Below are 25,909 nucleotides of genomic sequence, written 5' to 3' on the forward strand. Positions count from 1 at the left end.
GCGACGCGCCTTTGATTATGTCTAGACATAACCAGCCCCACAGGCAAGGATGCGCGCATGGACCGACTCTGGACCAACGCACGGATCGCGACGATGGCGGGGCCTGGCCTCGGCACGATCGAGCATGGCGCCGTCGCGGCCAAGGACGGGCGGATCGCCTGGGTCGGCCCGGCCAACGAAGCGCCTGCCGCCGCCGAGACGATCGATTGCGAAGGCCGCTGGATCACCCCCGGGCTGATCGACTGCCACACCCACCTCATCCATGGCGGCGACCGCGCGCACGAATTCGAGCTGCGGCTGCAGGGTGCCAGCTATGAGGAGATCGCCCGGGCCGGCGGCGGCATCGTTTCGACGATGCGCGCCACCCGTGCCGCCAGCGAGGCCGATCTGGTCGCCAGCGCCCTGCCCCGGCTCGACGCGCTGATCGCGGAGGGCGCGACCACCGTAGAAGTGAAATCCGGCTATGGCCTGTCGCTCGACGACGAGCTGAAGATGCTGCGCGCCGCCCGCGCCGTGGGCCGCGAGCGCCCGGTGCGGATCGCCACCACCTTCCTCGGCGCCCACGCCCTGCCGCCCGAATATGCCGATGACCGCGCGGGCTATGTCGATCTGGTCTGCGAGGAAATGATCCCGGCGCTGGGCGACCTCGCCGACGCCGTCGATGCGTTCTGCGAGGGGATCGGCTTCACGCCTGACGAGACCCGGCGGGTGTTCGAAGCAGCGAAGGCGCATGGCCTGAGGGTGAAGCTCCACGCCGAGCAGCTCTCCAACCAGCATGGCGCCGCCTTGGCAGCCTCCTATGGCGCGCTCTCCGCCGACCATCTCGAATATCTCGACGAGGCCGGCATCGCCGCGATGGCCGAAGCAGGCACCGTCGCCACCCTGCTTCCCGGCGCCTATTACTTCGTCCGCGAGACGAAGCTCCCGCCCATCCAGGCGCTGCGCGACGCCGGCGTGCCGATCGCGCTCGCCACCGACTGCAACCCCGGCACCTCGCCGCTGACCAGCCTGCTGCTCGTCATGAACATGGGCGCGACGTTGTTCCGCCTCACTGTCGAGGAATGCCTGGCCGGCGTGACCCGCGAAGCGGCGCGCGCGCTGGGCCTCCACACCGAAATCGGCACCATCGAACCCGGCAAGGGCTGCGACCTCGCGATCTGGGACATCGAGCGGCCGGCCGAGCTTGTCTACCGCATGGGGTTCAATCCGCTCCATGCCCGCATCTGGAAGGGCGAATGACCGAAATCCTGCTGATCCCCGGCGACGTGCCGCTGGCCGAGTGGCGCGCGATCTGGCGCGGCGCGGTGCCGAAGCTCGATCCCGCCTCCGCCCCGCGCATCGCCGAGAGCGCCGCCGCGGTCGCCCGCATCCTCGCGCATGGCGAGCCGGTCTACGGGATCAACACCGGCTTCGGAAAACTGGCCAGCGTCAAGATCGAGGCCGAGGACCTCGCCACGCTCCAGCGCAACATCGTGCTGAGCCATGCCGCCGGCATCGGCGCCCCCTCGCCTGCGCCGGTCGTCCGGCTGATGATGGCGCTCAAGCTCGCCAGCCTGGCGCAGGGCGCCTCGGGCGTGCAGCCGGCAACCGTGGAACTGCTTGAGGCGATGCTGACGAGGGGCCTTACCCCAGTGGTACCGAGTCAGGGTTCTGTCGGTGCCAGCGGCGATCTCGCCCCGCTCTCGCACATGGCAGCGACGATGATCGGCGTCGGCTCGATCGAAGTGGATGGCCGCGTGCTTCCCGCCGAACAGGCGCTGGCCGAAGCCGGCCTCGCCCCGGTCACGCTCGGCCCCAAGGAAGGCCTCGCGCTCCTCAACGGCACGCAATTCTCCACCGCCAATGCGCTCGCCGCCCTGTTCGAGACCGAGACTTTGTTCCAGGCCGCGCTGGTCACCGGTGCGCTCTCGACCGAGGCGGCCAAGGGCACCGACGCCCCCTTCGACCCGCGTATCCACCAGCTGCGCCGCCACCCCGGCCAGATCGCCGTCGGCGAGACGCTGCGCACGCTCATGCAGGGCTCCGCGATCCGCGCCTCGCACCGCGACAATGATCCGCGCGTGCAGGATCCCTATTGCCTGCGCTGCCAGCCCCAGGTGATGGGCGCGGTGCTCGACCTGCTCCGCCAGGCCGGCACGACGCTGGAGACCGAGGCGAACGGCGTCAGCGACAACCCGCTGATCTTCCCCGAGACCGACGAGGCGCTGTCGGGCGGCAATTTCCACGCCGAGCCGGTCGCCTTCGGGGCGGACATGATCGCGCTGGCGATCTGCGAGATCGGCTCGATCGCCGAGCGCCGCGTCGCGATGCTGGTCGATCCCGCCCTCTCCAACCTGCCCGCCTTCCTCACTCCCCAGCCGGGCCTCAACTCGGGCTTCATGATCCCCCAGGTGACCGCCGCCGCGCTCGTCTCCGAGAACAAGCAGCGCGCCACCCCGGCCAGCGTCGACTCGATCCCGACCTCGGCCAATCAGGAAGACCATGTCTCGATGGCCGCGCATGGCGCCCGGCGCCTGCTCGACATGGCGGCGAACTGCGCCGGCGTGATCGGCATCGAGCTGCTGGCGGCGGCACAGGGCTGCGATTTCCATGCCGGGCTCACCTCCTCGGAAGCGCTGGAGCGCGTCCGCGCCCGCCTGCGCCAGGATGTGCCGACGCTCGACCATGACCGGCATTTCCACCCCGATATCGAAGCCGCGACCGCGCTGGTCCGCGCCGGCGCCGTGGCCGAGGCTGCAGGGATCGCCCTGCCGGGCGTCGCATGAGCTGGCTGGAGATCCATCGCGGCGAGGCGCCGCTGATCGTCGCCTTCCCGCACACCGGGACGGACCTGCTTCACGATCTGAAGAACCGTTTCGTCTCGCCCTGGCTGGCGACAAAGGACGCGGACTGGTGGATCCACCGGCTCTACGACTTCGCCGCCGGGCTGGGCGCGACGACCATCCGCACCAGCATCTCCCGCAGCGTCATCGATGTAAACCGCGACCCCTCGGGCGCCTCGCTCTACCCGGGTCAGGCCACGACGGAACTCTGCCCGACGACGACCTTCGACGGTGTCCCCCTGTACCGCGATGACGTGCCGGACGCCGCGAACATCGCCTGGCGGCGCGAGCATTATTTCGATCCCTATCATGCCGCGATCGAGGTCGAGATCGCCCGCCTCCGCGCGATCCATCCCCGCATCGTCCTCTACGACGCCCATTCGATCCGCAGCCATGTCCCCCGGCTGTTCGACGGCGAGCTGCCCCAGTTCAACATCGGCACCAATGGCGGCACTACCTGTGCCCCCGCCCTTGCCCGCGCGGTGGAAGCCGTCTGCGCCGCCACGCCGTGGAGCCAGGTGACCGACGGTCGCTTCCGCGGCGGCTGGACCACGCGGCATTATGGCCGGCCCGAACAGGGTGTCCACGCCATCCAGATGGAGCTGGCCTGCCGCGGCTATATCGACGAGCCCACCAGCTTCGACGAAGCGCACTGGCCCACGCCCTACACCGAAGCCCGCGCCGCCCCGATGCGCGATGCCCTCACCCAGATCCTCACCGCCTGCCTCAATTTCGCCGGAGCCCCGGAATGACTCGCCTCGACAACAGCCGCATCATCAAGCCCGCCACCGGCACCGAGCTCAGCGCCAAGAGCTGGCTCACCGAAGCGCCGCTGCGCATGCTGATGAACAACCTCCATCCCGACGTCGCCGAGCGGCCCGAGGAGCTGGTCGTCTATGGCGGCATCGGCCGCGCCGCGCGCGACTGGGAGAGTTATGACCGGATCGTCGCAGCGCTGCGTGATCTCGAGGCCGACGAGACGCTGCTGATCCAGTCGGGCAAGCCGGTCGGCGTGTTCCGCACCCATGCGGACGCCCCCCGCGTCCTGCTCGCCAACTCCAACCTGGTGCCGCACTGGGCGACCTGGGAGCATTTCAACGAGCTCGATCGCAAGGGGCTGGCGATGTACGGCCAGATGACCGCCGGCTCGTGGATCTATATCGGCACCCAGGGCATCGTGCAGGGCACCTACGAGACCTTCGCCGAGATGGGCCGCCAGCATTATGGCGGCGACCTGAAGGGCCGCTGGCTGCTCACGGCCGGCCTGGGCGGCATGGGCGGCGCGCAGCCGCTGGCGGCGGTGATGGCCGGCGCCTCGTGCCTCGCCATCGAGTGCCAGCCCAGCCGGATCGAGATGCGCCTGCGCACCGGCTATCTCGACCGCGCCGCCGAGAGCATCGACGAGGCGCTGGAGATCATCCGGAATTCGGACAAGCCCGTATCGGTCGGCCTGCTCGGCAATGCCGCCGAGCTGCTCCCCGAGATGTTCGCCCGCGGCATCCGCCCCGACCTGCTCACCGACCAGACCAGCGCGCATGATCCCGTCAACGGCTACCTGCCCGTGGGCTGGACCGTCGACGAATGGCTCTCCGCCCGCGAGCGCGATCCCGAAAGCGTGGCGAAAGCCGCCAGGGCATCGATGGCGCAGCATGTGAAGGCGATGCTCGACTTCCACAAAGCCGGCGTGCCCACGGTCGATTACGGCAACAACATCCGCCAGGTCGCGCTCGACGAGGGGGTTTCGAATGCCTTCGACTTCCCCGGCTTCGTCCCCGCCTATATCCGCCCGCTCTTCTGCCGGGGGATCGGCCCGTTCCGCTGGGCGGCGCTGTCGGGCGATCCCGAGGATATCGCCAGGACCGATGCCAAGGTGAAGGAGCTGCTGCCCGACAACGCGCATCTCCACAACTGGCTCGACATGGCCGCCGAGCGCATCCACTTCCAGGGCCTGCCCGCGCGCATCTGCTGGGTCGGCCTGGGCGACCGCCACCGGCTCGGCCTCGCCTTCAACGAGATGGTGGCATCGGGCGAGCTCAAGGCGCCGATCGTGATCGGCCGCGATCATCTCGACAGCGGCTCGGTCGCCAGCCCCAATCGCGAGACCGAGGCGATGCGGGACGGGTCGGACGCAGTGTCCGACTGGCCGCTGCTCAACGCGCTGCTCAACACGGCATCGGGCGCGACCTGGGTGTCGCTCCACCATGGGGGCGGCGTCGGCATGGGCTATTCGCAGCATGCCGGCATGGTGATCGTCGCCGACGGCACGCCGGAAGCGGCGAAGCGGCTCGAGCGGGTGCTGTGGAACGATCCTGCGACGGGGGTGATGCGGCATGCGGACGCGGGCTACGTCGAAGCCTTGGACTGTGCGCGTGAGAAAAGGCTCAACTTGCCCGGTATCTTGTAGGCAGTCCTTCTTTCCGGAGACCGAGAGACTGGAGGCGGGCTGTGCTGCAACCACAGCCCGCCTCTGGCGTTTTGGTCGCAGGCAAACGCCCCACCCTAACCCGTCACCCCGGCCTTGTGCCGGGGTCCACCGGGAGGCGAGCGATGTGCAAGAGGCGCATGGGGCAATGCGCGCGGCACAGTGGACCCCGGCACAAGGCCGGGGTGACGCCTAAATTTAGGCCAACGCCTTAGATCTCCACGAAGCGGCCGGCCTCGCGGTCCTTCACTACCTTGCCGGCCTCGAACACGGTGCCGTTCATCGTGATGTAAACACCAGGCTTCGCGACCTGCACCGTGGCGAAGGCCATGCCCAGGTTGAAGGTCGCGTCGCTCTCGGCGAAGCGCGCCGGCGCCAGCGCGCCGACCAGCACGATCGTCTTGCCTTCGATCCCGGCCAGCGCCTTGGCAGTCTCGGTCATCGTGTCCGTGCCATGGGTGATGACGATACGCGCGGCATCCGAAGCGGCGACGCGGGCGGCGATCTTCGCGCGGTCGGCGTCGTCCATCTCCAGGCTGTCCTTGCGCATCACTTCCTCGACCTGGAAGGGATGCAGCACCCGGCCGAGCTCGAGCAGCCGCGTCACCACGGTGCCGACGATCGTGTACTGGCTCGAGGCGTCGAAATATTGCTTGTCGATCGTGCCGCCGGTGGTGAGCACGAGGATGGGCTGGGTGCTGGTCATGCGCGGCCCCTTACGCCGGTTCGTCCGCAACGTCATCCCTAGTCCGTCACCCCCGCGAAAGCGGAGGCCCATCTCCGAGACTATCCCGACGCACGACCGGTGTGATTGGCGAGAGCATGGGAGATGGGTCCCCGCTTTCGCGGGGATGACGGCGGGAGCTTGGACAAAATGCCCATGGCCGCCAGCCCATTCCAGACGTGACAGCTCGCCCAGAACGGCGTAGCCCGACCGTCCATGGGGGCATGGCGCGTCTTCCTGAAAGAACATCGCTGGCTGGCATTGTGGCTGATCGCCGCGGCGCTGGCGGTGAAGGCGCTTGTGCCCGCCGGCTACATGCTCGCCGAAACCGGCGGCAAGACGCTGACCATGGCGATTTGCGACGGCAACGGCCCCGCGACGATGACCATCGACATTCCGATGGACCCAGACCATGCCAAGGCCCCCGACAGCGGCAAGCAGGACTGCGCGTACTCCGGGCTGGGCCATGCCATGCTCGGCGGCACCGACCCGGTGCTGCTGCTCGCCGCGATCGCCTTCCTCCTCGCCCTCGGCTTCGCGCCCGCCGCGCAGCCGGTGGTGCGCCGCCGCGCCTTCGCCCAGCCACCGCTCAGAGGACCGCCTGCCCGCACCTGAACCGCGTCTTTCCTCGTTCAGGTGAAATCCCATGTCTTCATACCGCCGCGCGCGCATTGCCGCGCTGCCGCTGCTTTGCATTGCCGTTCCCGCCCTCGCGCAGGAAACGGACGAACCTTCCATCCTCGTCATCGGCCAGAAGGATGCGCCGATCAGCATCGATCCGCGCGGGCTCTCGGTGAGCCTGGGCGACGAACAATTCGCCGGCATCAACGCCCAGAATGTCGAGGATTTGATGAAATACGCGCCCGATTTCTTCGTGCGCAAACGCTATGCCGGCGATTCCAACGGCGTACCCGGATTCCGCGGCACCCATTCGATGCAGAGCGCCCGGTCGCTGGTGATGGTCGACGGGTTCGTCGTGTCGAACTTCCTCGGCAACAGCTTCGCCTTCGCGCCCAAATGGGGCGTGGTCGGCCCGGGCGAGGTCGAGCAGTTCGACATCGTCTACGGCCCCTATTCGGCGCGCTATCCGGGCAATTCGATGGGCGGGATCGTCAACATCACCACCCGCTCGCCCGAGAAGACCGAAGCGTTCGCCACCGTGCAGGGGCTGGCACAGCCCTACGACCAATACGGCACCCACGCCACCTATTGGGGCTGGTCGGGCGAGGCAGGCCTGGGCTGGCGGCAGAAGGATGGCCCCTGGTCGGCGCGGATTTCCGGGCGGCACTTCCGCAACACCGGCCAGCCGATGAGCTGGTATGGGCTCACCCCGGCGACGGGTGCGGCGGGAACGGTCGTGACCGGCGCGGTGATCGACAAGGGCCAGGCGATCCCCAATGCGCCCGGCACCGCAACCAACCCGATCTTCGCCGCGCAGAGCCCCGCCGCTACCACACAGGACCAGGCCAAGCTGCGCATCGGCTATGACGGTGCCTCTGGCATCACCGGCGAGCTGTTGTTCGCATATTGGCACAATCTCGACGCGCAATACGCGCCCGACTGCTATCTGCGCGACGCGAGCGGCAACAAGGTCTGCGAAGGCCGGGTGACCACGCTCGGCCAGACCTGGACCGCCTCGGGCGCCCGCTGGTCGCGGACGGTGCGCGACGAAGTTCTGGCGGGCGGCAAGATCGCCGCGCCGATCGCGCCGGACGTGACCGCGAAGCTCAACGTCTCGACCTATCAGGTCGCCCGCTCGGATGGGTTCACCTCGGGCAGCTGGGCGGCGGGTGCGTCGAATGGCGCCGGGACATTGGCGCGGCAGGGGCCGACCGGCTGGTACACGGCGGAGTTCTCGCTGGATGCGAAGACCGGCCCGCTCGACCTTGCCGCCGGCGCCAGCGCCAATCTCTACCAGACCGACCTGACCAACTACACGCTACCCAATTGGCGCGGCAATAGCGGCCGCGCCTTCTCCACCCGCACCTTCGGCAAGACGCGGCTGCTCGCCGGCTGGGCCGAGGGCCGGCTGCGGGCCGATGCGGTGACCTTCACGCTCGGCGCGCGGTTCGAGAGTTGGCGGGCATTCGACGGCGGGCTTGGCCGTGTCGGCACCTCCGGCACGCCGGTCACCAACCGCTATGCCGCCCGCAGCGACACGGCGTTCGATCCGAAATTCTCGGTCGAGTGGCATCGCGGCCAGACCAGCGCGCAGCTCAGCCTGGCCGAAGCGACCCGCTTCCCGACGGTGGGCGAGCTGTTCCAGGGCAGCCTGAACGGCGATGGCAGCTTCAACCCGAACAGCTTCGATCCGAACCTCAAGCCCGAGCGCTCGCGCGACGCCAACCTGCTGGTGGCGCATGATTTCGGGCGGCTGAAGCTCACCGGATCAGCCTTCTGGCAGCGGGTGAACGACACGATCTTCTCGTTCGTCGGGTTCAACCAGAACGGCATCACCACCTCGAACTACAAGAATATCGATGTGACGCGGCAGGTCGGGCTCGAGCTGATCGCCGAAGCCCGCGATGTCGGCATTCGCGGACTCGACATCGACGCCAACGCCGCCTGGATCGACTCGAAGACGGTGCGCAACGACAGCGCGCCCGCGGCGGAAGGCGTGCAGTTCCCGCGCATCCCGCGCTGGCGGTTCAACGCGAACCTCCGCTATCAGGTCACCCCGCGCGTGCTGACCTCGATCGGCGTGCGCTATGCCACGCGGCCCAATACCGATCTGTTCGGGCTCCAGCGCGGCGATACCTTTGGCTATACCTCCGAGCTGTTCGCGCTCGATGCCAAGGTGAACTGGAAGATGACCGACGATTTCCGGCTGAGCGCAGGCGTGGACAACATCACCAACAACCGCGCCTGGGTCTATCACCCCTATCCCCAGCGCAGCTTCCTGGTCGAGGCGGGGTGGATGCTGTGAGCGAAACGACGACCCGCCACGAACGCTGGTTCCGCGCGGTGTGGCGCTGGCATTTCTATGCCGGCATCTTCTGCGTGCCCTTCATCCTGTGGCTGTCGGTGACCGGCGGCATCTATCTGTTCAAGCCGCAGATCGAGGGCTGGCTCTACGCGCCCTACCGCCATGTCGCGCAACCCGGCGTGCCGATTCTCGCCCCCGAGAAGATCGTCGCGGCGGGCACCGCGGCGGTGCCGGGGTCAGTGCTGCACAAATATGTCCTGCCCGAAGCGCCCGAGGATGCGGTCCAGCTGCTCGTCGGCGCGGGTGCGGAGGAGACCCGGGTCTGGGTCCATCCGCAGACCGGCGCGGTGCTCAAGGCGGTGCCCGAGGAGGATCGCTTCATGCGGGTGATCTTCCGCCTGCACGGCGAGCTGCTCGCGGGCGACTGGGGATCGGCGCTGGTCGAGATCGCCGCCTGCTGGACGATCGTGATGATCGTCACCGGCCTGTTCCTCTGGTGGCCACGCGGGCGCAGGGGCAAGGGCCTGGGCGGCATCCTCTGGCCCCGCCTGGGCGGCGGCAAGCGCGTCTTCTGGCGCGACATGCACGCGGTGACCGGCCTGTGGGTGTCGATCGGCGCGGTGTTCCTGATCGCTTCGGGCCTGCCTTGGGCGAAGAACTGGGGCGACTACCTCAAGCAGGTCCGTGTGGTGACCGGTACCGCCGCGGTCCGGCAGGACTGGTCGGCGGGATCGGTGGCCGATGCGCAGGCGCGCGCCGATCTCGACAAGGGCGTCCGCGCGATGCTCGACGAGCATGCAGAGCACAAGGGCATGACCATGGCGCATGTCGCCCCCAAGGGCCCGGCGCTCGACCGGGTGGTCGACAAGGCGATGACGCTCGGCCTCGCCGCCCCGGCCGAGGTCAGCCCGCCAACCAAGGCCGGCGGCCGTTGGCTCGTCCAGTCCCAGGCCGAGGACCGCACGCGGCGCGTCTCGGTCGAGATCGGCGACGATGGCGCGGTCATCGGATCGCAGAGCTTCGGCGACCGCCACTGGATCGACCGTGCGGTGGGCTTCGGCGTGGCGGTGCATGAAGGCGCGTGGCTGGGCCTGCTCAACCAGCTGGTCAATCTGCTCGTGCTGATCGGATTGGTGACGCTGGCGGTGTCGAGCGTGGTGCTGTGGTGGCGGAGACGCCCCGAAGGCGCGCTCGGCGCACCGGCAGCGAAGGACCCGCTAAGGCACAGATGGGCGCTGGTCGGGCTGACCGTGGCGCTGGGCGTGCTGATGCCGCTGTTCGGGATCACCCTCGCCCTTGCGATGACCTTCGAAGTCATCGCGCGCCGGACGGCGCCGGAGCTTTCCCGCTGGATGGGTCTCCGCCTGTCCAAATTGTAACCCGCCGGCCAGCGCCGTTACATCTTGCAGGGCCTATCTCCTGTCTCACGGTCGGCAAGCGAACCGTCGAGACAGGAGACAAGAGATGGCCAATCCCCGCATTGCGATCGCGCTGCTGGCGCTGGCCACGCTCGTCTCCGGTACCGCCGCCCTGTCCACCGCCGACGCCCGCATCGCGCAGGTTTCGGCAGCGGCACACGCACATCGCTGACCCCGCATTCGGCATCGCCCGACTTACCCTGTTCCGGGCGATGCCAGCGGGTGCAGGCAACCCTCTTTAGCCTGCACCCGCAACATCTGAACGGCCGGCGCGCTCCCTTCGCGCCGGCCGTTTTGTTTTCCGGAAAAGCGGACATGACAGGAAGTTAATGCCGCGGGCAGGTCCGGGAAGGACTGGCGGCGCTATCCGGGGAGGGCAGGCCATAATCGCGTTCATGGCCGGCAAACCAGCGGCGCCCGGCCCTCCTGCACTCCTCGGGCCGGGCGTCGCACCACCCAGACATTGCAACCAGGGCAGCACAGGCGATGGAACGTCCGATCTTCTTCGATGCGAGCGGCAAGCGGAATCGCTGGACGATGCGCGCCTTCTTCGCGCTGCTGCTGGTGATCGTACTGGCGGCCGGCGCCTTTGCGATGACGGTCGTGCGCGTGCCGATCCCCGGCCCGCTCGCCCTGATGCGCGAGCATCCCCAGCCCCGCTCGCTGAAGCAGCAGGCCAATCACCTGCGCCACAGCTTCGCCTCCTGGCTGCCCCGCGGCAAGGCAAGCGCATCGAGCGCGCCGCTCTCGGTCGGCTTCTACGTGCCCTGGGACGATGCCAGCCGCGCCTCGCTGCGCCGCCATGTCAACGATCTCGATTGGGTCGTGCCCGCGCTCTACAGCGTCACCGGCGCGAAGCACGCTGTCACGGTCACCCCCGATCCGCAGTTCGACACGATCATCGCCGCCGCGACGAAGCGCCCCAAGGTGCTGCCGATGGTGCAGAACGCCACCGGCGACAATTGGGACAGCGCCGGCGCCGCCGCGCTGCTGCGCGATCCCAAGGCGCGCGCCGCCTTCCTCGACGATCTCCAGCGCACCCTGGTAGCACGCAAGGCCGATGGCGCGGTGTTCGACTTCGAGGAGCTGCCAACGGCCGCCCAGCCCGGCTATCTGGCGTTGCTGCGCGACGCCCATGCCCGTTTCGCCGCGGCGAAGATGAGCGTCTCGGTCACCGTGCCGGCCCAGGACGACGACTGGGACATGAAGGCCTATGCCGCCGCTACCGACAAGCTCGTCCTGATGGACTATGACGAGCATGCCCCGGTCACCGCGCCCGGCCCGATCGCCAGCCAGGCCTGGTTCGTCAACCAGATGAACGCCGCGCTGAAGCAGGTGCCGGCCGACAAGCTGATCGTCGGCGTCGCCAACTATGGCTATAACTGGACCGCCCCCGGCAAGGCCGATCCGATCTCGATCGAAGAGGCCTGGCTGATCGCGCATGACAGCGAAGCGACCGTCACCTTCGACAAGGCGAGCGGCAACCAGAGCTTCGCCTATGAGGAGAATGGCGTCTCCCACACCGTGTGGATGGCCGACGCCACCACCGCCTGGAACCAGTTGCGCGCCGCCAACATCAAGGGCGTCGGCGGCGTCGCGCTGTGGCGCCTCGGCTCGGAAGACTCGAACTTCTGGCCGGCGCTGGCCGCCGCGCATTCGGGCAGGATCCCCGATCTGCGCCGGATCGAGGCGGTCGGCGACGTCGATGTCGAGGGATCGGGCGAGATTCTGCGCATCGCCAGCACGCCGAGCACCGGCACGCGCACGATCGTCCAGAACCCCAATGGCCTGATCGTCGACGAGATCTTCCAGTCGCTGCCCACCCCCTATGTCGTCACCCGCACCGGCTACATGCCCGGCAAGGTCGCGCTGACCTTCGACGACGGCCCCGATCCCGAATGGACGCCGAAGATCCTCGACATCCTGAAGGCGAAGCAGGTCACCGGCACCTTCTTCATGATCGGCGAGAATGCGATGGCGGAGCCCTTCCTCGTCAACCGCGTCGTCGACGAGGGCAACGAGATCGGCAGCCACACCTTCACCCACCCGAACCTGGCGCTCGCCTCGGCGCGCGGCACCCGGATCGAGCTCAACGCCACCCAGCGGCTGATCGAGGCCTATACCGGCCGCTCGGTCCGGCTGTTCCGCGCGCCCTATTTCGGCGACGCCGAGCCGACCACCGCGGACGAGCTGATCCCCGCGCTCACCGCCCAGCGCGCCGGCTATACCAATGTCGGCCTCCACGTGGACCCGAACGACTGGCAGCGCCCGGGCGTCGACGCGATCGTCGACACGGTGCTGCGCGAGGTGCAGGCCGGCAACTACGAGCAGTCGGGCCAGATCATCCTGCTCCACGACGGCGGCGGCGACCGCTCGCAGACCATCGCCGCGCTGCCGCGGATCATCGATGCGCTGAAGGCGAAGGGCTATCAGTTCGTCCCCGTCTCGCAGCTCGCCGGCCTCAGCCGCGACCAGGTCATGCCCAAGGTGCAGGGCGCCGACCTCGTCGCCGTGCGCACCGATGTCGGCATCTTCCTGGTCCTCGCGATGATCGGTTTCGCGCTCAAGTGGCTGTTCTTCGCCGCGATCGCGCTGGGCATCGCCCGCGCCATCGTCCTCGCCGCGCTGGCGGTGAACGGCAACCGCAGGAAGAACCGTCCGGTCGCCCCGGCGATCGACCCCGGCCGCTTCGTCTCGGTGCTGATCCCCGCCTATAACGAGGCCAAGGTGATCGAGAGCTCGATCCGCCGCGTCCTCGCCAGCGAGCGGGTCAATGTCGAGGTCATCGTGCTCGACGACGGCTCGAAGGACGGCACCAGCGACGTCGTCCGCGTGGCCTTCGCGAGCGAGCCGCGGGTCACGCTGCTGACGCTGGAGAATGGCGGCAAGGCGCGCGCGCTCAACCAGGGGCTGAAGTTCGCCAAGGGCGACATCGTCATCGCGCTCGATGCCGATACCCAGTTCGAGCCGCTGACCATCGCCCGCCTCGCCCGCTGGTTCGAGGATGACGAGATCGGCGCGATCGCGGGCAACGCCAAGGTCGGCAACCGGATCAACCTGGTCACCCGCTGGCAGGCGGTGGAGTACGTCACCTCGCAGAATCTCGAGCGGCGCGCGCTCGCCAGCCTTGATGCGATCATGGTCGTCCCCGGCGCGGTCGGTGCCTGGCGCAAGGCGGCGCTGGACGATGTCGGCGGCTATCCGGTCGACACGCTGGCCGAGGACCAGGACCTGACCATCGCGATCCAGCGCAAGGGCTGGCGCGTCGGCTACGACATCGAGGCGGTTGCCTGGACCGAGGCGCCGGAGAGCTTCGGCGCGCTAGCCAAGCAGCGCTTCCGCTGGGCGTTCGGCACGCTGCAGTGCCTGTGGAAGCACCGCGCGATCCTGCGCACCCGCAAGCCCGCCGGGCTGGCGCTGGTCGGCATCCCCCAGGCCTGGGTGTTCCAGATCGCCTTCGCGCTGATCTCGCCGCTGATCGACGCGGCGCTGGTCGCCTCGATCCTCGGCACCGCGCTCCGCGTCTGGCAGCATGGCTGGGCACAGACCGAGAGCGACGTGATCCGCATGGGCATCTACTGGATCGCCTTCACCGGGATCGATTTCCTGTGCGGCTGGGTCGCCTATCGCATGGAAGCGCGCGAGAAGCGCTATCCCGGGCTGCTGCTGCTCGCCCAGCGCTTCGTCTATCGCCAGCTGATGTACTGGGTGGTGATCCGCGCCGTCGCCAATGCGCTGCGCGGCCCCTGGGTCGGCTGGGGCAAGCTCGAGCGCAGCGGCCGGGTGGAGGCCCAGGCCGTCGCCGCGCCCGAGGGCAAGGAGGAAACCCGGGTCCCGGTCGCCGCCGAGTGAAGGGACCGCCGCAGGAGCATCGCAGCGCCTACACGCTCGACGAGCGTGCCTGCCGGATGATCTGCCCGATCGCGGCGGCGATGGTCGGCGTATGCCTCACCGCGATCGGCATCCTCCGCGTGGTGATCGCGGTGCGCAAGGCCAACACCCTGGCCGACGACATGCTGGCGCTCGACGCGGTGCTGTTCCTGATCGCGACGCTGACCAGCTATTTCGCGATCCGCCACGGCCCGGCCAAGCGGCTCCACGAGCTGGAGCGGGTGGCGGACGTCACCTTCATTGCTGCGATGTCGCTGATGACGGTGGCCGCGCTGGTGATCACCTACGCGCTGGCGGTGTAGCGGAAAGAAGTAGACTTACTATTTTCCTCGGCGAAGGCCGGGGCCCAGACTAAATAGTGCGCGGCGAAGACGCGCCAAGGCGCGTGACTTTCAAGGCTGGGCCCCGGCCTTCGCCGGGGAAAGAAGAAACACAGCCTAGAACCTGATCACCGCCCGCAGCCCCGGCCCGGCGTCCTCCAGCGCGAAGCTGCCCTGGTGCAGCCGCGCCACCGCCTCGACCAGCGACAGCCCCAGCCCGGAACCCGTCTCGTGCCGCGCCGGATCGAGCCGGCCGAACCGGCTCATCGCCTCGGCCCGGCGTTCCTCGGGAATGCCCGGCCCGTCATCGGCCACCGAGAGCGCGATTCCCCCTCCCTCGCGTACGGCACGCACGACGATATGGTGTCCGCCCTCGGCATATTTGGTCGCATTCTCGATCAGGTTGCCCAGCGCCTGGCCGACCAGCTCGCGGTGCAGCGGGGCGTGCAGCCCGGGCTCGGCCTCCACCGCGATCTCGAAGCCGCGATCCTCGGCCAGCGGGCCATAGACCTCGGCCAGGTCCCCGAGCAGCGCGGCGATGTCGGTATCGACGAAGCGGTCGCGCCCGATCCCCGCCTCGGCCCGGCTGATCAGCAGCGCGGTGGAGAGCATGCCGAGCAAGGTCTCCGCCTCGCCCGAGACGCGCTCCAGCGCCGCCAGCGCGGTCTCGTCCTCGGTCTCGATGATGGCGCGCTCCAGCGACACCTTGATGCGGGTCACCGGCGAGCGCAGGTCGTGCGCCAGCCCGTCGGTCATCATCCGCAGCTGCGAGACCAGCGCCTCGATCCGGTCGAGCATAGCGTTGACCGACTCGCCCAGCGCATCGAACGCATCGCCGCTGCCGTCGGTGGGCACGCGGCGGCCGAGCCACCCCTCGCCCACTTCGCGCGCGGTGGTCACCACGCCCTGGATCTGGTTGGAGAGCACCCGGCCAATCAGCAGCGCGCTCAGCAGCGCGAAGATCACGCCGATCACCAGCGCCGCCGTGATCGCCTCCTCGTTCACTCGCGCCAGGCGGACGCTCGAGCTGATGACATGGCCGGCCAGCAACAGCTCGCCGTTCGGCAGCGTGGTCGAGGATACGCCCATCAGCTCGGGCCGGTCGCTGCCGGTGCGATAGAGCTCGATCGCCTGCCAGTCGGTCTCGGCCGGGATCACCGTCGGCCAGTCGCCCAGATTGCCGCGGATCGGATCCTGCTTCGCGGTGGCGAGCAGGATCACCGGCGGGCTGGCGTGCGCCTGCTCCAGCCGCACGTCGATGATCCGCCGCAGCCCGGCATCGCCGCCGGCATGCCAGGCCGAGACCAGGTCGTCGCGCAGCTCGGTGACCAGGGTCTTCTGCTCGGCGGCAAGCGCGCGCTCGCTCGATTGCTGGACGAACAGCAGGATGCCGCCGGTGACGGTGAGCTGCACCAGGAAGGCGACGATCACGAAGCGCGCAGTCACCGAGCGCGCAAGCTGTCCCCAGCGGAGAGTCACGTCAGGCCGCCGGGCCCAGGCGATAGCCGGCGCCGCGGATCGTGTGGAGGATCGGCTCGCCGCCATCGTCCAGCTTCTTGCGCAGCCGGCTGATATGGACGTCGATCACATTGGTCCCGGGATCGAAATGATAGTCCCACACGCCCTCGAGCAGCATGGTGCGGGTGATCACCTGGTCCGGATGGCGCAGGAAATATTCGAGCAGGCGGAATTCGCGCGGCTGCAGGTCGATCACCCGGGCGCCTCGCTTCACCCGGCGCGAGAGCAGGTCCATCTCGAGATCGGCGGAAGTGAGCTTGGTCACCGCGCCTTCTGCGGCGCCGCGCTTGCGCAGCAGCAACCGGACGCGGGCGAGCAGCTCGGCAAACGCGAAGGGCTTCACCAGATAATCGTCGGCGCCCGAGGTCAGGCCGCCGACCCGGTCGTCGGGCGTGCCGAGCGCGGAGAGGATGATGACCGGCGTCTCGATCTTGGCCGCCCGCAGCGCACCGAGCACGGCCATGCCGTCCATGCCGGGCAGCATGCGATCGAGCACGATCGCGTCGTAGCTGCCGTCGCTGGCGAGGAACAGGCCATCGCGCCCATTGTCGGCACGGTCGACCGTGAATCCCTCTTCGGTCATTCCTTTGACGATGTACGCGGCGGTCGCCTCGTCATCCTCCACCAGCAGCAGCTTGTGCCCCATTCTCTCCACCTGCGGTTCGCAAGAGCTTGAGATGGCGTAGCTGCTTTTGGTGGACCAAGTCGAGATATACGTCTGGATGATGGTCGTCGCGCAGGTAGCGGCGGGCCTGGTCGAGCGTGTCGACGTTGCGGCCGTCGATCGCGACGATCGCGTCGCCCACTTCCATGCCGTCCAGCGCCGCCTCGCTGCCCGAGCGCAGGCTGGTGACGATCAGGCCGTGCGCGGCGTCGCCCGGCGTCTCGGCGGTGAAGCCGGGGAACAGGCTGGCGCCGGTCTGCGCGGCGAAGATGTGGTTGACGCCCGATCGCCAGGCCCAGCCCAGGATCACCATGGCGCTGAGCGCGAAGGATAGGACCAGAATCAGCACGAACCCGTCGGTCCCGCGGCTCACGCGGCCCTTCGTCGTGGCATTTTCCGGGATGTCGGTACTCGTCATTGCAGCGTCGGGATGCCCCTGGGGCGGAGCCAAGTCACGTTAAGCTTTGGTCATGATCCGGTCACCGGAGCGCGAGCTGCGACGAGCTACACGGCGTGGAGTTTCAAGGAGTTCGCGCATGCGCCGCCATCGCAAATTGAAGGTCACGCTCGCCGCGCTGGCGCTGCTGCTCGCCGCGTTCACCGGCTGGCTCGGCTATATCGGCTATCTGGGCGGCCCGGTCTATTTCGACATCGCCCCCACCCGGCCGACGCCGCCCGCGGCCAAGGGGCTGGCGGTAGTGCTGGTCTCGGGCGACATGGGCTTCAGGATCGGCATGGGGCCGGAGATCGCCCGGCGCTTCGCCGACGAGGGCGTGCCGGTGGTGGGCGTCAGCTCGCTCGCCTATTTCCGGCAGGAGCGTACCCCCGCCGAGGTGCAGGCGCTGATCGCCGATGCGGCGCGCCGCGCGCTGGCTTTTGGTCACGCCGACCGGCTGGTGCTGATCGGCCAGTCCTTCGGCGCGGACATGATGCATGTCGGGCTGACCGGCCTGCCCGCCGACCTGCGCGCGCACGTGAAGATGGTCGCCTTGGTGGTGCCGACCGACACCGTCTTCTACCGCGCCAGCCCGTCCGAGCTGTTCAACTGGGCCAAGCCCGATGCGATGGCGCTGCCCACCGGCCGCCAGCTCACCTGGGTGCCGACGCTCTGCGTCCAGGGCGTGGAGGAGAAGGACAGCCTCTGCCCGATGCTGACTCAGCCCAATGTCCGGCGCGTCGCGCTGCCCGGCGGGCACATGCTCCACCATGATCCGGAGACGCTGTTCAAGACGCTCCGCGCCGGCATCGCCAACATTACCAATATTTAGGTTTGGGATCACGCGGCGGACAGCCGCGCCTAGCTAGAGCGGGCCGCGACAACGGACAAACAGAGGGAATTCGACATGCGCTTCGGCAAGATCCTGGCCGGCATCGGCCTCGCCGCCACGGTGCTGGGCACCGTGCAGGCCTCCGCCCAGGCCCCGGTCGCCGCAGCCTCGACCGGCGTGGTCGGCACCTGGGTCAATCCGCGCGGCACCGTCAAGGTGCAGACCGGCGCCTGCGGCGACAAGCTGTGCGGCTGGGTGGTCTGGGCCAATGCCGAGGCGCAGCAGGACGCCAAGGACAGCGGCGTCGCCAGGCTGATCGGCACCGAGCTGCTCCAGGACTATCATCCCACCGGCAACGGCAAGTGGCAGGGCCGCGTCTTCGTCCCCGACATGGGCCAGACCTTCTACTCGAAGATCGAGCAGCAGGGCCCGAACAGCCTGAAGATCAGCGGGTGCATCCTCGGCGGCTGGATCTGCAAGTCGCAGGTCTGGCAGCGCGGCTGAACGCCGTGACCCTGCGCCCCGCCCACAGGACCGCGCTGCAAGTCGGCGCGGTGATCGGCATCGTCGCGCTGGCCTTCGCGGCCTTGCGCGGCCTCCTCCACGAAGTCCGCTGGCACGACGTCCGCATCGCCTTCCACGCGATCGGCGCCTGGCAGGTCGCCGCCGCGCTGGCGCTGACCGCCGGCAGCTATGCGATGCTGACCCTGTACGACGTGCTGGCGCTGCGCATCATCGGCCGGCCGCTCCCCTATCGCACCGCCGCGCTCGCCTCGTTCACCAGCTACACGCTCAGCCACAATCTCGGCTTCGCGCTGCTCACCGGCGGATCGGCGCGCTACCGCGTCTACCACGCCGCCGGGCTCGACACCGCCGAGGTCGTCAAGGTGATCGCGACAGCCAGCATCACCTTCTGGTCGGGCGTGGTCGTCATGGCCGGCGCCGCGCTGGCGCTGCACGGCGGCGGGCTCGAGCTTGCCGGCATGACCATCTCCGCCGGCGTCCAGCGCGGGATCGGCATCGCCATCCTCGCCGCGACCCTAGGCATCCTCGCGCTGCTGCGCGGCCCCGCCCGCGAAGTGAAGCTCTGGCGCTGGCACTTCCGCGCGCCCAGCCTGCCCCAGGCGCTGGGCATGATCGCCACCTCGGCGGTCGACCTGGCTCTGGCCAGCGCCGCGCTGCTGGTCCTCGTCCCCGGTGCCGGCCTCCACGCCTTCCCCACCTTCTTCCTCGGCTATGCCCTGGCGATCATCGCCGCGCTGGTGACCCATGTCCCCGGCGGCGTAGGCGTGTTCGAGGCAGTGATGCTCGCGGTGCTGCCCGGCGCCGATCCGTCGCGCATCCTCGCGGCGCTGATCCTCTACCGGCTGATCTACTACGTCCTCCCGCTGCTCGTCGCCGCCGCCCTGCTCGCGGTGCACGAGCGGCGCCAGCTGCGGAAGCCGCTCGCTGCGATCCGCGCGGTCGGTCTGGCGATGCACGGGCTCGCCCCGACCTTCCTGGCGGCTCTGGTCTTCGTCGGCGGCATCGTCCTGCTCGTCTCGGGCTCGCTCCCGGCGATCCCGGCCCGCCTGCGCGACCTCCACGCCTTCGTCCCCCTGCCCTTCGTCGAGGCCTCGCACATCGCCGCCAGCCTGGCCGGCACCGCGCTGCTGCTGATCGCCCCGGCGCTGTACCGCCGGCTCGACGCAGCCTTCCACCTCTGCCGCACCCTCCTGCTGGCCGGCGCGCTGTTCTCGCTGGTCAAGGGCGTCGACTATGAGGAAGCGGCGATCCTGCTGGTCATCGCCGGGCTGCTCCAGCTCTCGCGCACCGCCTTCTACCGCAAGACCGCGCTGACCAGCGCGCTCACCGGCCGCGCCCTGGTCTCGGTCGCGGTCGCCGCCGGCCTCGCCACCTGGATCGGCTTCTTCGCCTTCAAGCACGTGCCCTATCAGGACGATCTCTGGTGGGAATTCGCCTGGCGCGGCGACGCCTCGCGCTTCCTGCGCGCCAGCTTCGCCACGGCGGTCGCGCTGACCTGCGTCGCGGTCACCCAGTGGTTCGGCTATGCCCAGCCGAAGCGCGAGGAGCATGCCCCCGATACCGAGCTGCCGCGCACCGCCCTGGTCCATGCCAACCGCACCGACGCCTTGCTCGCCTATGCCGGCGACAAGCGCTTCCTCCGCTCGGAGAGCGGCGAGACGCTGCTGATGTACCAGGTGCAGGGCCAGAGCTGGATCGTGATGGGCGATCCGGTAGGCCCCAAGGAGGAATGGGGCGACCTGCTCTGGCGCATCCGCGAGATGGCGGACGCCGCGCAGGGCCGGCTGCTCCTCTACCAGATCTCGGCCGAGGCCCTGCCGATCGCGATCGACCTCGGGCTCCAGTTGGTGAAATATGGCGAGGAAGCCCGCGTCTCCCTGCCCGGCTTCTCGATGGAAGGCTCGGAGAAGCGCTCGCTGCGCCATTCCGAGCGCCGCGCCGCGCGCGAGGGCGCCAGCTTCGAGATCGTCCCTGCCGCCGAAGTGCCCGCGCTGATGCCCGAGCTGCGCGCCGTCTCCGACGCCTGGCTCAGCGACAAGGGACATGGCGAGAAGACCTTCTCGGTCGGCCGGTTCGACCCCGCCTATCTCGCCCGCTTCGATTGCGCGCTGGTCCGCCAGCAGGGCCGGATCGTCGCCTTCGCCAATGTCTGGGCGACCGAGAATCGCGAGGAGCTGTCGGTCGACCTGATGCGCCACCTCGCCGAGATGCCCTATGGCACGATGGACTATCTGTTCGTCCAGCTGATGCTCTGGGGCCACGACCAGGGCTATCGCTGGTTCAACCTCGGCATGGCGCCGCTGTCGGGCATCGAATCGCGCCGCCTCGCGCCGATGTGGGCGCGGATCGGGGCGCTGCTCTACCGCCACGGCGACGCCTTCTACGGCTTCGAGGGCCTGCGCGCCTACAAAGACAAGTTCTCCCCGGTCTGGACCGCCCGATACATCGCGGCGCCGCCGGGGCTGGGGCTGGCCCGCGGGATGATCGACCTGCAGACGCTGGTCGGCGGAAGCTCGCGGAGCGCGGCGCTGAAGAGGCGGCTGCGGCTGGTGGCGTAATGAAACTCCCCTCCCTGGAAGGGAGGGGTCGGGGGTGGGTCGATGTACGCGTTACGGCACGACCAGGGCCAGCGACGGCAGTATCGCCAGGACACCACCCACCCCTAGGCCCTCCCTTCCAGGGAGGGGAACAGGGTCAGTACCGCCCCCAAACGAACCGCGACGACAGCGCGAAATTCCACACCGCCGCCACTGCGATCCCGGCCAGCGCCGACACCCGCCAGTCGCCATGCTGGACATTGTGCAGGAACGCCGCGACGCCGACGTTCGCGGCGGCTCCCGCGCCGCACACCACGCAGAAGCGCGCCCAGCCGCGCAGCAGCTTGCCCGCACCCTTCAGCCTTTGCTCGCGATAGGTCAGCGCGTTGTTGAGCAGGAAGTTGAAGGTCATCGCCCCCAGCACCGCGAGCATCGTCGCGCCGACAAAGGTCCAGCCGAACCCGCAGAACAGCGCGGACAGCACCGCGAAATGCACCGCTGCGCCCAGCCCGCCGATCGCTGAGAACATCGCGAAGCGCACCGGCACGACCTTGCCGAACATCCGGTCGTAGAGCGCGATCAGATATTCCATCGCCACGACATGATCGAGCTTGCTCTCGCCCAGTGCCCGGGTGCGGAACACATAGGGCAGCTCGCGGAACCTGAGCGGCCGCGGCGAGGCGGTCATGATATCGAGCAGGATCTTGAACCCGATCGCCGAGAGCCTGGGCACCAGTTCGCGCACCACGCCGGCGCGGATCATGAAGAAGCCGCTCATCGGGTCGGACAGGTCGGCCTTGAGCACATGGCGCGAGAGCCGGGTCGCGAGCGCCGACTTGGCCACCCGGTCGTCGTCCCATTCGCCGGTGCCGCCACCCGCGACGAAGCGCGATCCGATCACCAGGTCGAGGCTCGCATCGCCCGCCAGCGCGTCGAGCATCCTGGGCAGCAGCGTCTCGTCATGCTGCAGGTCGCCGTCGATCACCGCAACGATCGGCGCGGCGGTGGCGCACATGCCCTCGATACAGGCCGAGGACAGCCCCCGCCGGCCGATCCGCTGGATCACCCGCACGCGCGGGTCGCGCAGGCCGAGCGCACGCGCCGCATCGGCGGTGCCGTCGGGGCTGTCATCATCGACGAAGATCGCTTCCCAATGCCGTCCGGCCAGCGCCGCATCGAGCTTCTCGATCAGCAGCGGCACATTGGCGCGTTCGTTGAAGGTGGGGATGACGACCGCGAGTTCGAGGGCGGTGCCGGGGGCGACGCGAGCGAACCGTGCGATCTCGCTGTCGAGGAAGAGCTTCATGCGATCCCTTTATGGGCCCGTTCTATCGGGTCCCGAATGGGCCCCGGGAGGGGTACGCGCCGGGGCACAGATACGCATGGCGCGGCCCTCCCGGGGGTCGAAGCAGGCCATCGATGCCGGGGGACGACGCTCGTGGCTTGCCTCGGGGGCATGGTTGAGACGGAGCAGGTGTGGCGATCCCGCAACGCCGCGCGAAAAAATTTCGGAAAAGGTCAGAAGCCGATTTCGACGCCCAGCCGCACGGTGCGCGGGCGCAGCGGCGTCACCTGCTTCTCGTCGCGGATCAGCAGCGGCGAGCCCAAGGCGAAGCGGTTGCCGCGGGTGTCGAGCAGGTTGGTGGCGGTCAGCGTGATCGCCCGCCGCCCATGCTCCAGACGAAGCTCCATTCCGGTATCGACATAATCGCCCTGCGGCCGGCCGAGCACCGGTCCGATGCCCAGTGTCGAGCGGCCGACATAGCGGAGATAGGAGCTCGCGGAGAACTCCACCGCGTCGCCCAGCGCGTGGCGATAGGCTGCACCAAGCCGTCCGCTCGCATCGGCGACATTGGGCAGCCGGTTGAAGTCCGACGGTCCCTCGGCCAGCGGAAACACCGCCTGGGAAGGATCGGTGACCTTGCTGTCGTTCAGATAGAGCGAGCCGTCGAGGTCGAGCCCGGGCAGCGGCTGCCAGCGCACCGCCACGCCGAGCGACAGCACCCGCCCGTCGCCGATATTGGCGGTGGTCGGGAAGCCGAAGCCGTCGATCAAATCGGCCTGGATGCTCGTCCACCAGGTCATCGAGGCGTTGGCGGAGACCGAAAGCCCGCTCTCGGTATAGCGCCCGCCCGCCTCGACGGTGGAAAGCCGGTCGCCCTGGAAGCGCTGGATCACGTCGCGGCGCACCGCCAGGCCGCCGGGGCGGAAGCCCTGCTCGAACCGGCCGAACAGGGTCAGCCCGCCTGCGGGCCGCCAGGCGATCGCGGCGGAGGGCAGGAAGCGCGTCTCGGTGCGCGCCGCCCGGGCGCGCGGATCCTCGCGAAAGGCGAGATAGCGGTCCACATCCTCCGAATTGCCGGTCAGGTGTGAATTGGTCAGGCGCCCGCCCGCGGTGATCGTCACGCCGCGCACCGGCTCGATCGTGCCCTCGCCATAGAGGGTCGCCTCGTCGACGCTGTTGCGCACGCCGGTCAGCGCCGCGCGCATCGCGCCGAAATTGCGGTTTACCCGGCCGCGATTCTGCAGGAAGCTCACCCCGATCAGCCAGCCCGTGCCGCGCGGCCCGCGGCGCGACAGCCGCGTCTCGCTGGTCAGCATGCTGACCCGGTTGATCTGGCGATAGCCGATCAGCGGCGCGCCGACCGCCGGCAGGGGAAAGCCCTGGCTGATGTCGGCGACCGAGGCGCCGGCGAACACCTCCGACACATATTGCCTGGCATAGGCCGCGGCCGAGCTCAGCTCCAGGTCGCCCCAGCGCTTGCGGACGACGAGCTCGCCCAGCCAGAAGTCGTTCTGGAAGGGCTGGGCGATGGCGCTCGATCGGGTGAGCCCGTCGCCGTCGCCGTCCGAATATTGCGCGTCCCGGCCCTCGATGCTCTGGCCGACGCCGCCCAGGTCGAAGGTCCAGCCATCGAGGTTCCAGCGCAGCGCCACGCGGGCGCCGGTGGTGCGCACGCGGTTGACGTCGTTGAGGCCGCGCTCGCGGTCGTCGATATAGCCGCCGTCGAGCGCGCTGAAGACGAGCGCACGCAGCGCCACATCGCCTTCCTTGATCGGCAAATTGACGATGCCGCCGACGTCCCAGCCCGGCGCGCCATGCTCGGTGACCGAGCCGCCGCCCCAGACCTGGCCGCCGCTGGCAAACAGGTCCGGCACGCGCGGCACCACGCGGACCACGCCGCCCAGCGATCCGGCGCCATAGAGCGTGCCCTGTGGCCCCTCGAGCACTTCGACCCGGCCGATATCGTAGAGCTTCAGGTCCGGATCGGGCGCGCTGTAGGTGATCCGGCTGTTGCCCCAATACTGCCCGACGGTCGCCTGGGTCGGGCCGACGAAGCTCGAATCGGCAATGCCGCGGATGAACAGCTTGTTGCGCCCCGGCCCGAGATGGGTGGAGGCGAGGCTCGCCACCCGGTTGGCGATCACGTCGCTGCCCTGCCCGCCTTCGGAGACGGGAATATCCTCGCCCTCGACGATCTGCACGCCGCCCGGATAGGCCTTGAGCGGGATGTCGCGCTTGCTGCCGGTGACCAGGATCTCGGCCGGCGGGGCGTCGGGCTCCTCGGGCGGCGGCGCGGGGCGCGGCTTGGGACGCATCGGCGGGGCGCGTTCGATCAGCCAAGTGCCGGGGGCGACACGCCGGGCGCGGGCATTGCTGCCCCTCAGCATCTCGACGAGCGCGCCGTCGATCGTATGCTTGCCCTTGACCGGGCGGACGGTGATCCCGCCGAGCCCGGGCTCGCGCAGCCCGATGCTGCTGCCGGTCTGGCGGCCGAGCGTGAACACCGCGGCGTCGAGCCGGCCGGCAGGCACGGAGACGCTGTGCCGCTTCTCCTGCGCCAGCGCGGGCGGAGCGGCCAGCAGCGCCAGCGGAAGGATCAGATCAGCGCGGCGCACCGTCGATCGTGTCCAGCATCCATCCATTGCCTGCGCGAGTCGCCCGGGTGCCGGTGAGCGCAGCGATGCGCTCGATCACGGCACCGGGGCCGCCCTGGGTCGAGATCGTGCCGGTGAACGGAATGCCCTCCGTCCCCTTGCCCACCCGCAGCCGGACGCCGAGGTTGCGGGACACATCGGCCGCGACGCGTTCCAGCGTCGCGTTGCGATAGACGAGCTGGCCGCCGCGCCAGCTACCGACATCGGTGGTGACGGTGCGCGTCACTTCCGGCTTGGTGCCGCCGGACACGCTCAGCGCGTCGCCCGGCGTCAGTCGCACGGCATCGGCCTGGGGCTGGTAGATCACCGCACCCTCGGCCACCGATACGCGCAGCCCGGTCGCGTCGCGCACCACGTTGAACACGGTGCCGGCATCCTCCAGCGTCACGTCGCCGGTCTTGACGATGAACGGATCGGCGGCGTCGTGGCGCACGGTGAACAGCGCCTCGCCCTCGATCAGCTCGGCATGGCGCTTGTCGAGCATCGCGACACGGGTGGCGCCGTTCAGCACCATCTTCGATCCGTCGGCCAGCGCGACTTCGCGGCGCTCGCCGGCGCGCGTGGCATATTCGATCCGCGCGCCCGGGCCGCTGTCCAGGCTGGTCCAGCCGATCACGCCTGCCACCGCGGCGGCGATGGCGCCGCCGGAGATCAGGAACAGCCGCCGCGACGGACGCGCCGTCACCGGTTCCGCCTCGACCACCGGCACCGACACTGGCGCGGGCGGCAGGCTGAACAGCCCGGCCATCGCCTCGTCGGCCTCGAGCGCGGTGTTATAGGCGGCCAGGTGCGCGGGATCGCGCTCCAGCCAGTCCGCGAAAGCGTCCCAATCGGCGAAAGCCGAGTCCTGCAGCCGGATCACCCACCCCCGGGCGTCCTCTGCCAGAATATCCGAAACCTGCCCGTTCATGCCCACCTCGCATCAACGACGGAGA

The 25,909-nt window shown here is 69.2% G+C and carries 20 protein-coding genes; 13 read left to right on the top strand and 7 right to left on the bottom strand.

Going from position 1 to position 25,909, the window contains the following annotated elements:
- The first annotated feature begins 57 nt into the window (after positions 1-57).
- From hutI to hutU, 4 genes are read left to right on the top strand one after another with little or no spacing between them, the layout of a single operon-like run.
- The gene (hutI, locus tag ACEN8G_RS14125; protein ID WP_413415874.1) at positions 58-1,239 is read left to right on the top strand and encodes an imidazolonepropionase; all 1,182 of its coding nucleotides are present in this window, start codon (positions 58-60) and stop codon (positions 1,237-1,239) included.
- Positions 1,236-2,765, top strand: a complete 1,530-nt coding sequence (gene hutH / locus ACEN8G_RS14130) for a histidine ammonia-lyase (protein ID WP_413415875.1) — start codon at positions 1,236-1,238, stop codon at positions 2,763-2,765. Before hutI ends, hutH begins: the two co-directional genes overlap by 4 nt.
- The gene (hutG, locus tag ACEN8G_RS14135; RefSeq protein ID WP_413415876.1) at positions 2,762-3,574 is read left to right on the top strand and encodes an N-formylglutamate deformylase; all 813 of its coding nucleotides are present in this window, start codon (positions 2,762-2,764) and stop codon (positions 3,572-3,574) included. Before hutH ends, hutG begins: the two co-directional genes overlap by 4 nt.
- Complete coding sequence (gene hutU, locus ACEN8G_RS14140; RefSeq protein ID WP_413415877.1) at positions 3,571-5,226, top strand: urocanate hydratase; 1,656 nt, start codon at positions 3,571-3,573, stop codon at positions 5,224-5,226. Before hutG ends, hutU begins: the two co-directional genes overlap by 4 nt.
- Positions 5,227-5,455: 229 nt before the next feature.
- Here the strand turns inward: hutU and ACEN8G_RS14145 are convergent, their stop codons facing one another.
- Positions 5,456-5,950: an asparaginase domain-containing protein gene (locus ACEN8G_RS14145; protein ID WP_413418980.1), complete on the bottom strand. Its 495-nt coding sequence runs from the start codon at positions 5,948-5,950 to the stop codon at positions 5,456-5,458.
- A gap of 234 nt (positions 5,951-6,184) precedes the next feature.
- On the opposite strand from ACEN8G_RS14145, the gene ACEN8G_RS14150 reads away from it, so the two are divergent.
- From ACEN8G_RS14150 to ACEN8G_RS14175, 6 genes are all read left to right on the top strand, one after another.
- Entirely contained in the window at positions 6,185-6,583 is a 399-nt protein-coding gene (locus ACEN8G_RS14150) for a DUF2946 family protein (RefSeq protein WP_413418982.1), read from the top strand.
- A 31-nt stretch (positions 6,584-6,614) separates the two neighbouring features.
- A complete protein-coding gene (locus ACEN8G_RS14155; protein WP_413418984.1) occupies positions 6,615-8,894 on the top strand; it encodes a TonB-dependent receptor in 2,280 nt (759 codons plus the stop codon).
- Positions 8,891-10,273 (top strand): PepSY-associated TM helix domain-containing protein, encoded by a 1,383-nt coding sequence (locus ACEN8G_RS14160; protein ID WP_413418986.1) that lies wholly within the window; start codon positions 8,891-8,893, stop codon positions 10,271-10,273. Before ACEN8G_RS14155 ends, ACEN8G_RS14160 begins: the two co-directional genes overlap by 4 nt.
- A gap of 85 nt (positions 10,274-10,358) precedes the next feature.
- Entirely contained in the window at positions 10,359-10,484 is a 126-nt protein-coding gene (locus ACEN8G_RS14165; protein ID WP_413418988.1) for a hypothetical protein, read from the top strand.
- Positions 10,485-10,798: 314 nt separating this feature from the next.
- Positions 10,799-14,164 (top strand): glycosyltransferase, encoded by a 3,366-nt coding sequence (locus tag ACEN8G_RS14170; RefSeq protein ID WP_413740592.1) that lies wholly within the window; start codon positions 10,799-10,801, stop codon positions 14,162-14,164.
- Positions 14,161-14,505, top strand: a complete 345-nt coding sequence (locus tag ACEN8G_RS14175) for a hypothetical protein (RefSeq protein WP_413416347.1) — start codon at positions 14,161-14,163, stop codon at positions 14,503-14,505. The genes ACEN8G_RS14170 and ACEN8G_RS14175 overlap by 4 nt, the downstream gene beginning before the upstream one ends.
- Before the next feature lie 135 nt (positions 14,506-14,640).
- Here ACEN8G_RS14175 and ACEN8G_RS14180 read toward each other — a convergent pair whose 3' ends face one another.
- The 3 genes from ACEN8G_RS14180 to ACEN8G_RS14190 are packed head-to-tail and all read right to left on the bottom strand — an operon-like array spanning position 14,641 to position 17,123.
- Positions 14,641-15,969 carry a sensor histidine kinase gene (locus ACEN8G_RS14180; RefSeq protein ID WP_413416346.1) on the bottom strand — a complete coding sequence of 443 codons (1,329 nt, stop codon included), beginning with the start codon at positions 15,967-15,969 and terminating at the stop codon, positions 14,641-14,643.
- A gap of 34 nt (positions 15,970-16,003) precedes the next feature.
- Positions 16,004-16,687 (bottom strand): winged helix-turn-helix domain-containing protein, encoded by a 684-nt coding sequence (locus ACEN8G_RS14185; protein WP_413416345.1) that lies wholly within the window; start codon positions 16,685-16,687, stop codon positions 16,004-16,006.
- The gene (locus ACEN8G_RS14190) at positions 16,656-17,123 is read right to left on the bottom strand and encodes a PDZ domain-containing protein (RefSeq protein WP_413416344.1); all 468 of its coding nucleotides are present in this window, start codon (positions 17,121-17,123) and stop codon (positions 16,656-16,658) included. Before ACEN8G_RS14190 ends, ACEN8G_RS14185 begins: the two co-directional genes overlap by 32 nt.
- Positions 17,124-17,241: 118 nt before the next feature.
- Here ACEN8G_RS14190 and ACEN8G_RS14195 point away from each other — a divergent pair, with 118 nt between their 5' ends.
- From ACEN8G_RS14195 to mprF, 3 genes are all read left to right on the top strand, one after another.
- The gene (locus ACEN8G_RS14195) at positions 17,242-17,973 is read left to right on the top strand and encodes an AcvB/VirJ family lysyl-phosphatidylglycerol hydrolase (RefSeq protein ID WP_413416343.1); all 732 of its coding nucleotides are present in this window, start codon (positions 17,242-17,244) and stop codon (positions 17,971-17,973) included.
- 75 nt (positions 17,974-18,048) lie between these two features.
- Positions 18,049-18,477, top strand: a complete 429-nt coding sequence (locus ACEN8G_RS14200; RefSeq protein WP_413416342.1) for a DUF2147 domain-containing protein — start codon at positions 18,049-18,051, stop codon at positions 18,475-18,477.
- A gap of 5 nt (positions 18,478-18,482) precedes the next feature.
- Positions 18,483-21,056, top strand: a complete 2,574-nt coding sequence (mprF, locus tag ACEN8G_RS14205; protein ID WP_413416341.1) for a bifunctional lysylphosphatidylglycerol flippase/synthetase MprF — start codon at positions 18,483-18,485, stop codon at positions 21,054-21,056.
- Between the two features lie 136 nt (positions 21,057-21,192).
- Here mprF and ACEN8G_RS14210 read toward each other — a convergent pair whose 3' ends face one another.
- The 3 genes from ACEN8G_RS14210 to ACEN8G_RS14220 all read right to left on the bottom strand — a co-directional run bounded on the left by ACEN8G_RS14210 (position 21,193) and on the right by ACEN8G_RS14220 (position 25,884).
- Positions 21,193-22,341 (bottom strand): glycosyltransferase family 2 protein, encoded by a 1,149-nt coding sequence (locus ACEN8G_RS14210; protein ID WP_413416340.1) that lies wholly within the window; start codon positions 22,339-22,341, stop codon positions 21,193-21,195.
- A gap of 212 nt (positions 22,342-22,553) precedes the next feature.
- A complete protein-coding gene (locus ACEN8G_RS14215) occupies positions 22,554-24,935 on the bottom strand; it encodes a TonB-dependent receptor (RefSeq protein ID WP_413416339.1) in 2,382 nt (793 codons plus the stop codon).
- Entirely contained in the window at positions 24,922-25,884 is a 963-nt protein-coding gene (locus tag ACEN8G_RS14220) for a FecR family protein (protein WP_413416338.1), read from the bottom strand. The genes ACEN8G_RS14215 and ACEN8G_RS14220 overlap by 14 nt, the downstream gene beginning before the upstream one ends.
- Positions 25,885-25,909: the final 25 nt, after the last annotated feature.

It is taken from the genome of Sphingomonas sp. Sphisp66 (genome assembly GCF_047324325.1).
GTDB lineage: Bacteria > Pseudomonadota > Alphaproteobacteria > Sphingomonadales > Sphingomonadaceae > Sphingomonas.

Coding starts and splice junctions, on each gene's coding strand:
- hutI (WP_413415874.1), top strand. CDS start 58: ATGGACCGACTCTGGACCAACGCACGGATCGCGACGATGGCGGGGCCT.
- hutH (WP_413415875.1), top strand. CDS start 1,236: ATGACCGAAATCCTGCTGATCCCCGGCGACGTGCCGCTGGCCGAGTGG.
- hutG (WP_413415876.1), top strand. CDS start 2,762: ATGAGCTGGCTGGAGATCCATCGCGGCGAGGCGCCGCTGATCGTCGCC.
- hutU (WP_413415877.1), top strand. CDS start 3,571: ATGACTCGCCTCGACAACAGCCGCATCATCAAGCCCGCCACCGGCACC.
- ACEN8G_RS14145 (WP_413418980.1), bottom strand. CDS start 5,950: ATGACCAGCACCCAGCCCATCCTCGTGCTCACCACCGGCGGCACGATC.
- ACEN8G_RS14150 (WP_413418982.1), top strand. CDS start 6,185: ATGGGGGCATGGCGCGTCTTCCTGAAAGAACATCGCTGGCTGGCATTG.
- ACEN8G_RS14155 (WP_413418984.1), top strand. CDS start 6,615: ATGTCTTCATACCGCCGCGCGCGCATTGCCGCGCTGCCGCTGCTTTGC.
- ACEN8G_RS14165 (WP_413418988.1), top strand. CDS start 10,359: ATGGCCAATCCCCGCATTGCGATCGCGCTGCTGGCGCTGGCCACGCTC.
- ACEN8G_RS14170 (WP_413740592.1), top strand. CDS start 10,799: ATGGAACGTCCGATCTTCTTCGATGCGAGCGGCAAGCGGAATCGCTGG.
- ACEN8G_RS14185 (WP_413416345.1), bottom strand. CDS start 16,687: ATGGGGCACAAGCTGCTGCTGGTGGAGGATGACGAGGCGACCGCCGCG.
- ACEN8G_RS14190 (WP_413416344.1), bottom strand. CDS start 17,123: ATGACGAGTACCGACATCCCGGAAAATGCCACGACGAAGGGCCGCGTG.
- ACEN8G_RS14195 (WP_413416343.1), top strand. CDS start 17,242: ATGCGCCGCCATCGCAAATTGAAGGTCACGCTCGCCGCGCTGGCGCTG.
- ACEN8G_RS14200 (WP_413416342.1), top strand. CDS start 18,049: ATGCGCTTCGGCAAGATCCTGGCCGGCATCGGCCTCGCCGCCACGGTG.
- ACEN8G_RS14210 (WP_413416340.1), bottom strand. CDS start 22,341: ATGAAGCTCTTCCTCGACAGCGAGATCGCACGGTTCGCTCGCGTCGCC.
- ACEN8G_RS14220 (WP_413416338.1), bottom strand. CDS start 25,884: ATGAACGGGCAGGTTTCGGATATTCTGGCAGAGGACGCCCGGGGGTGG.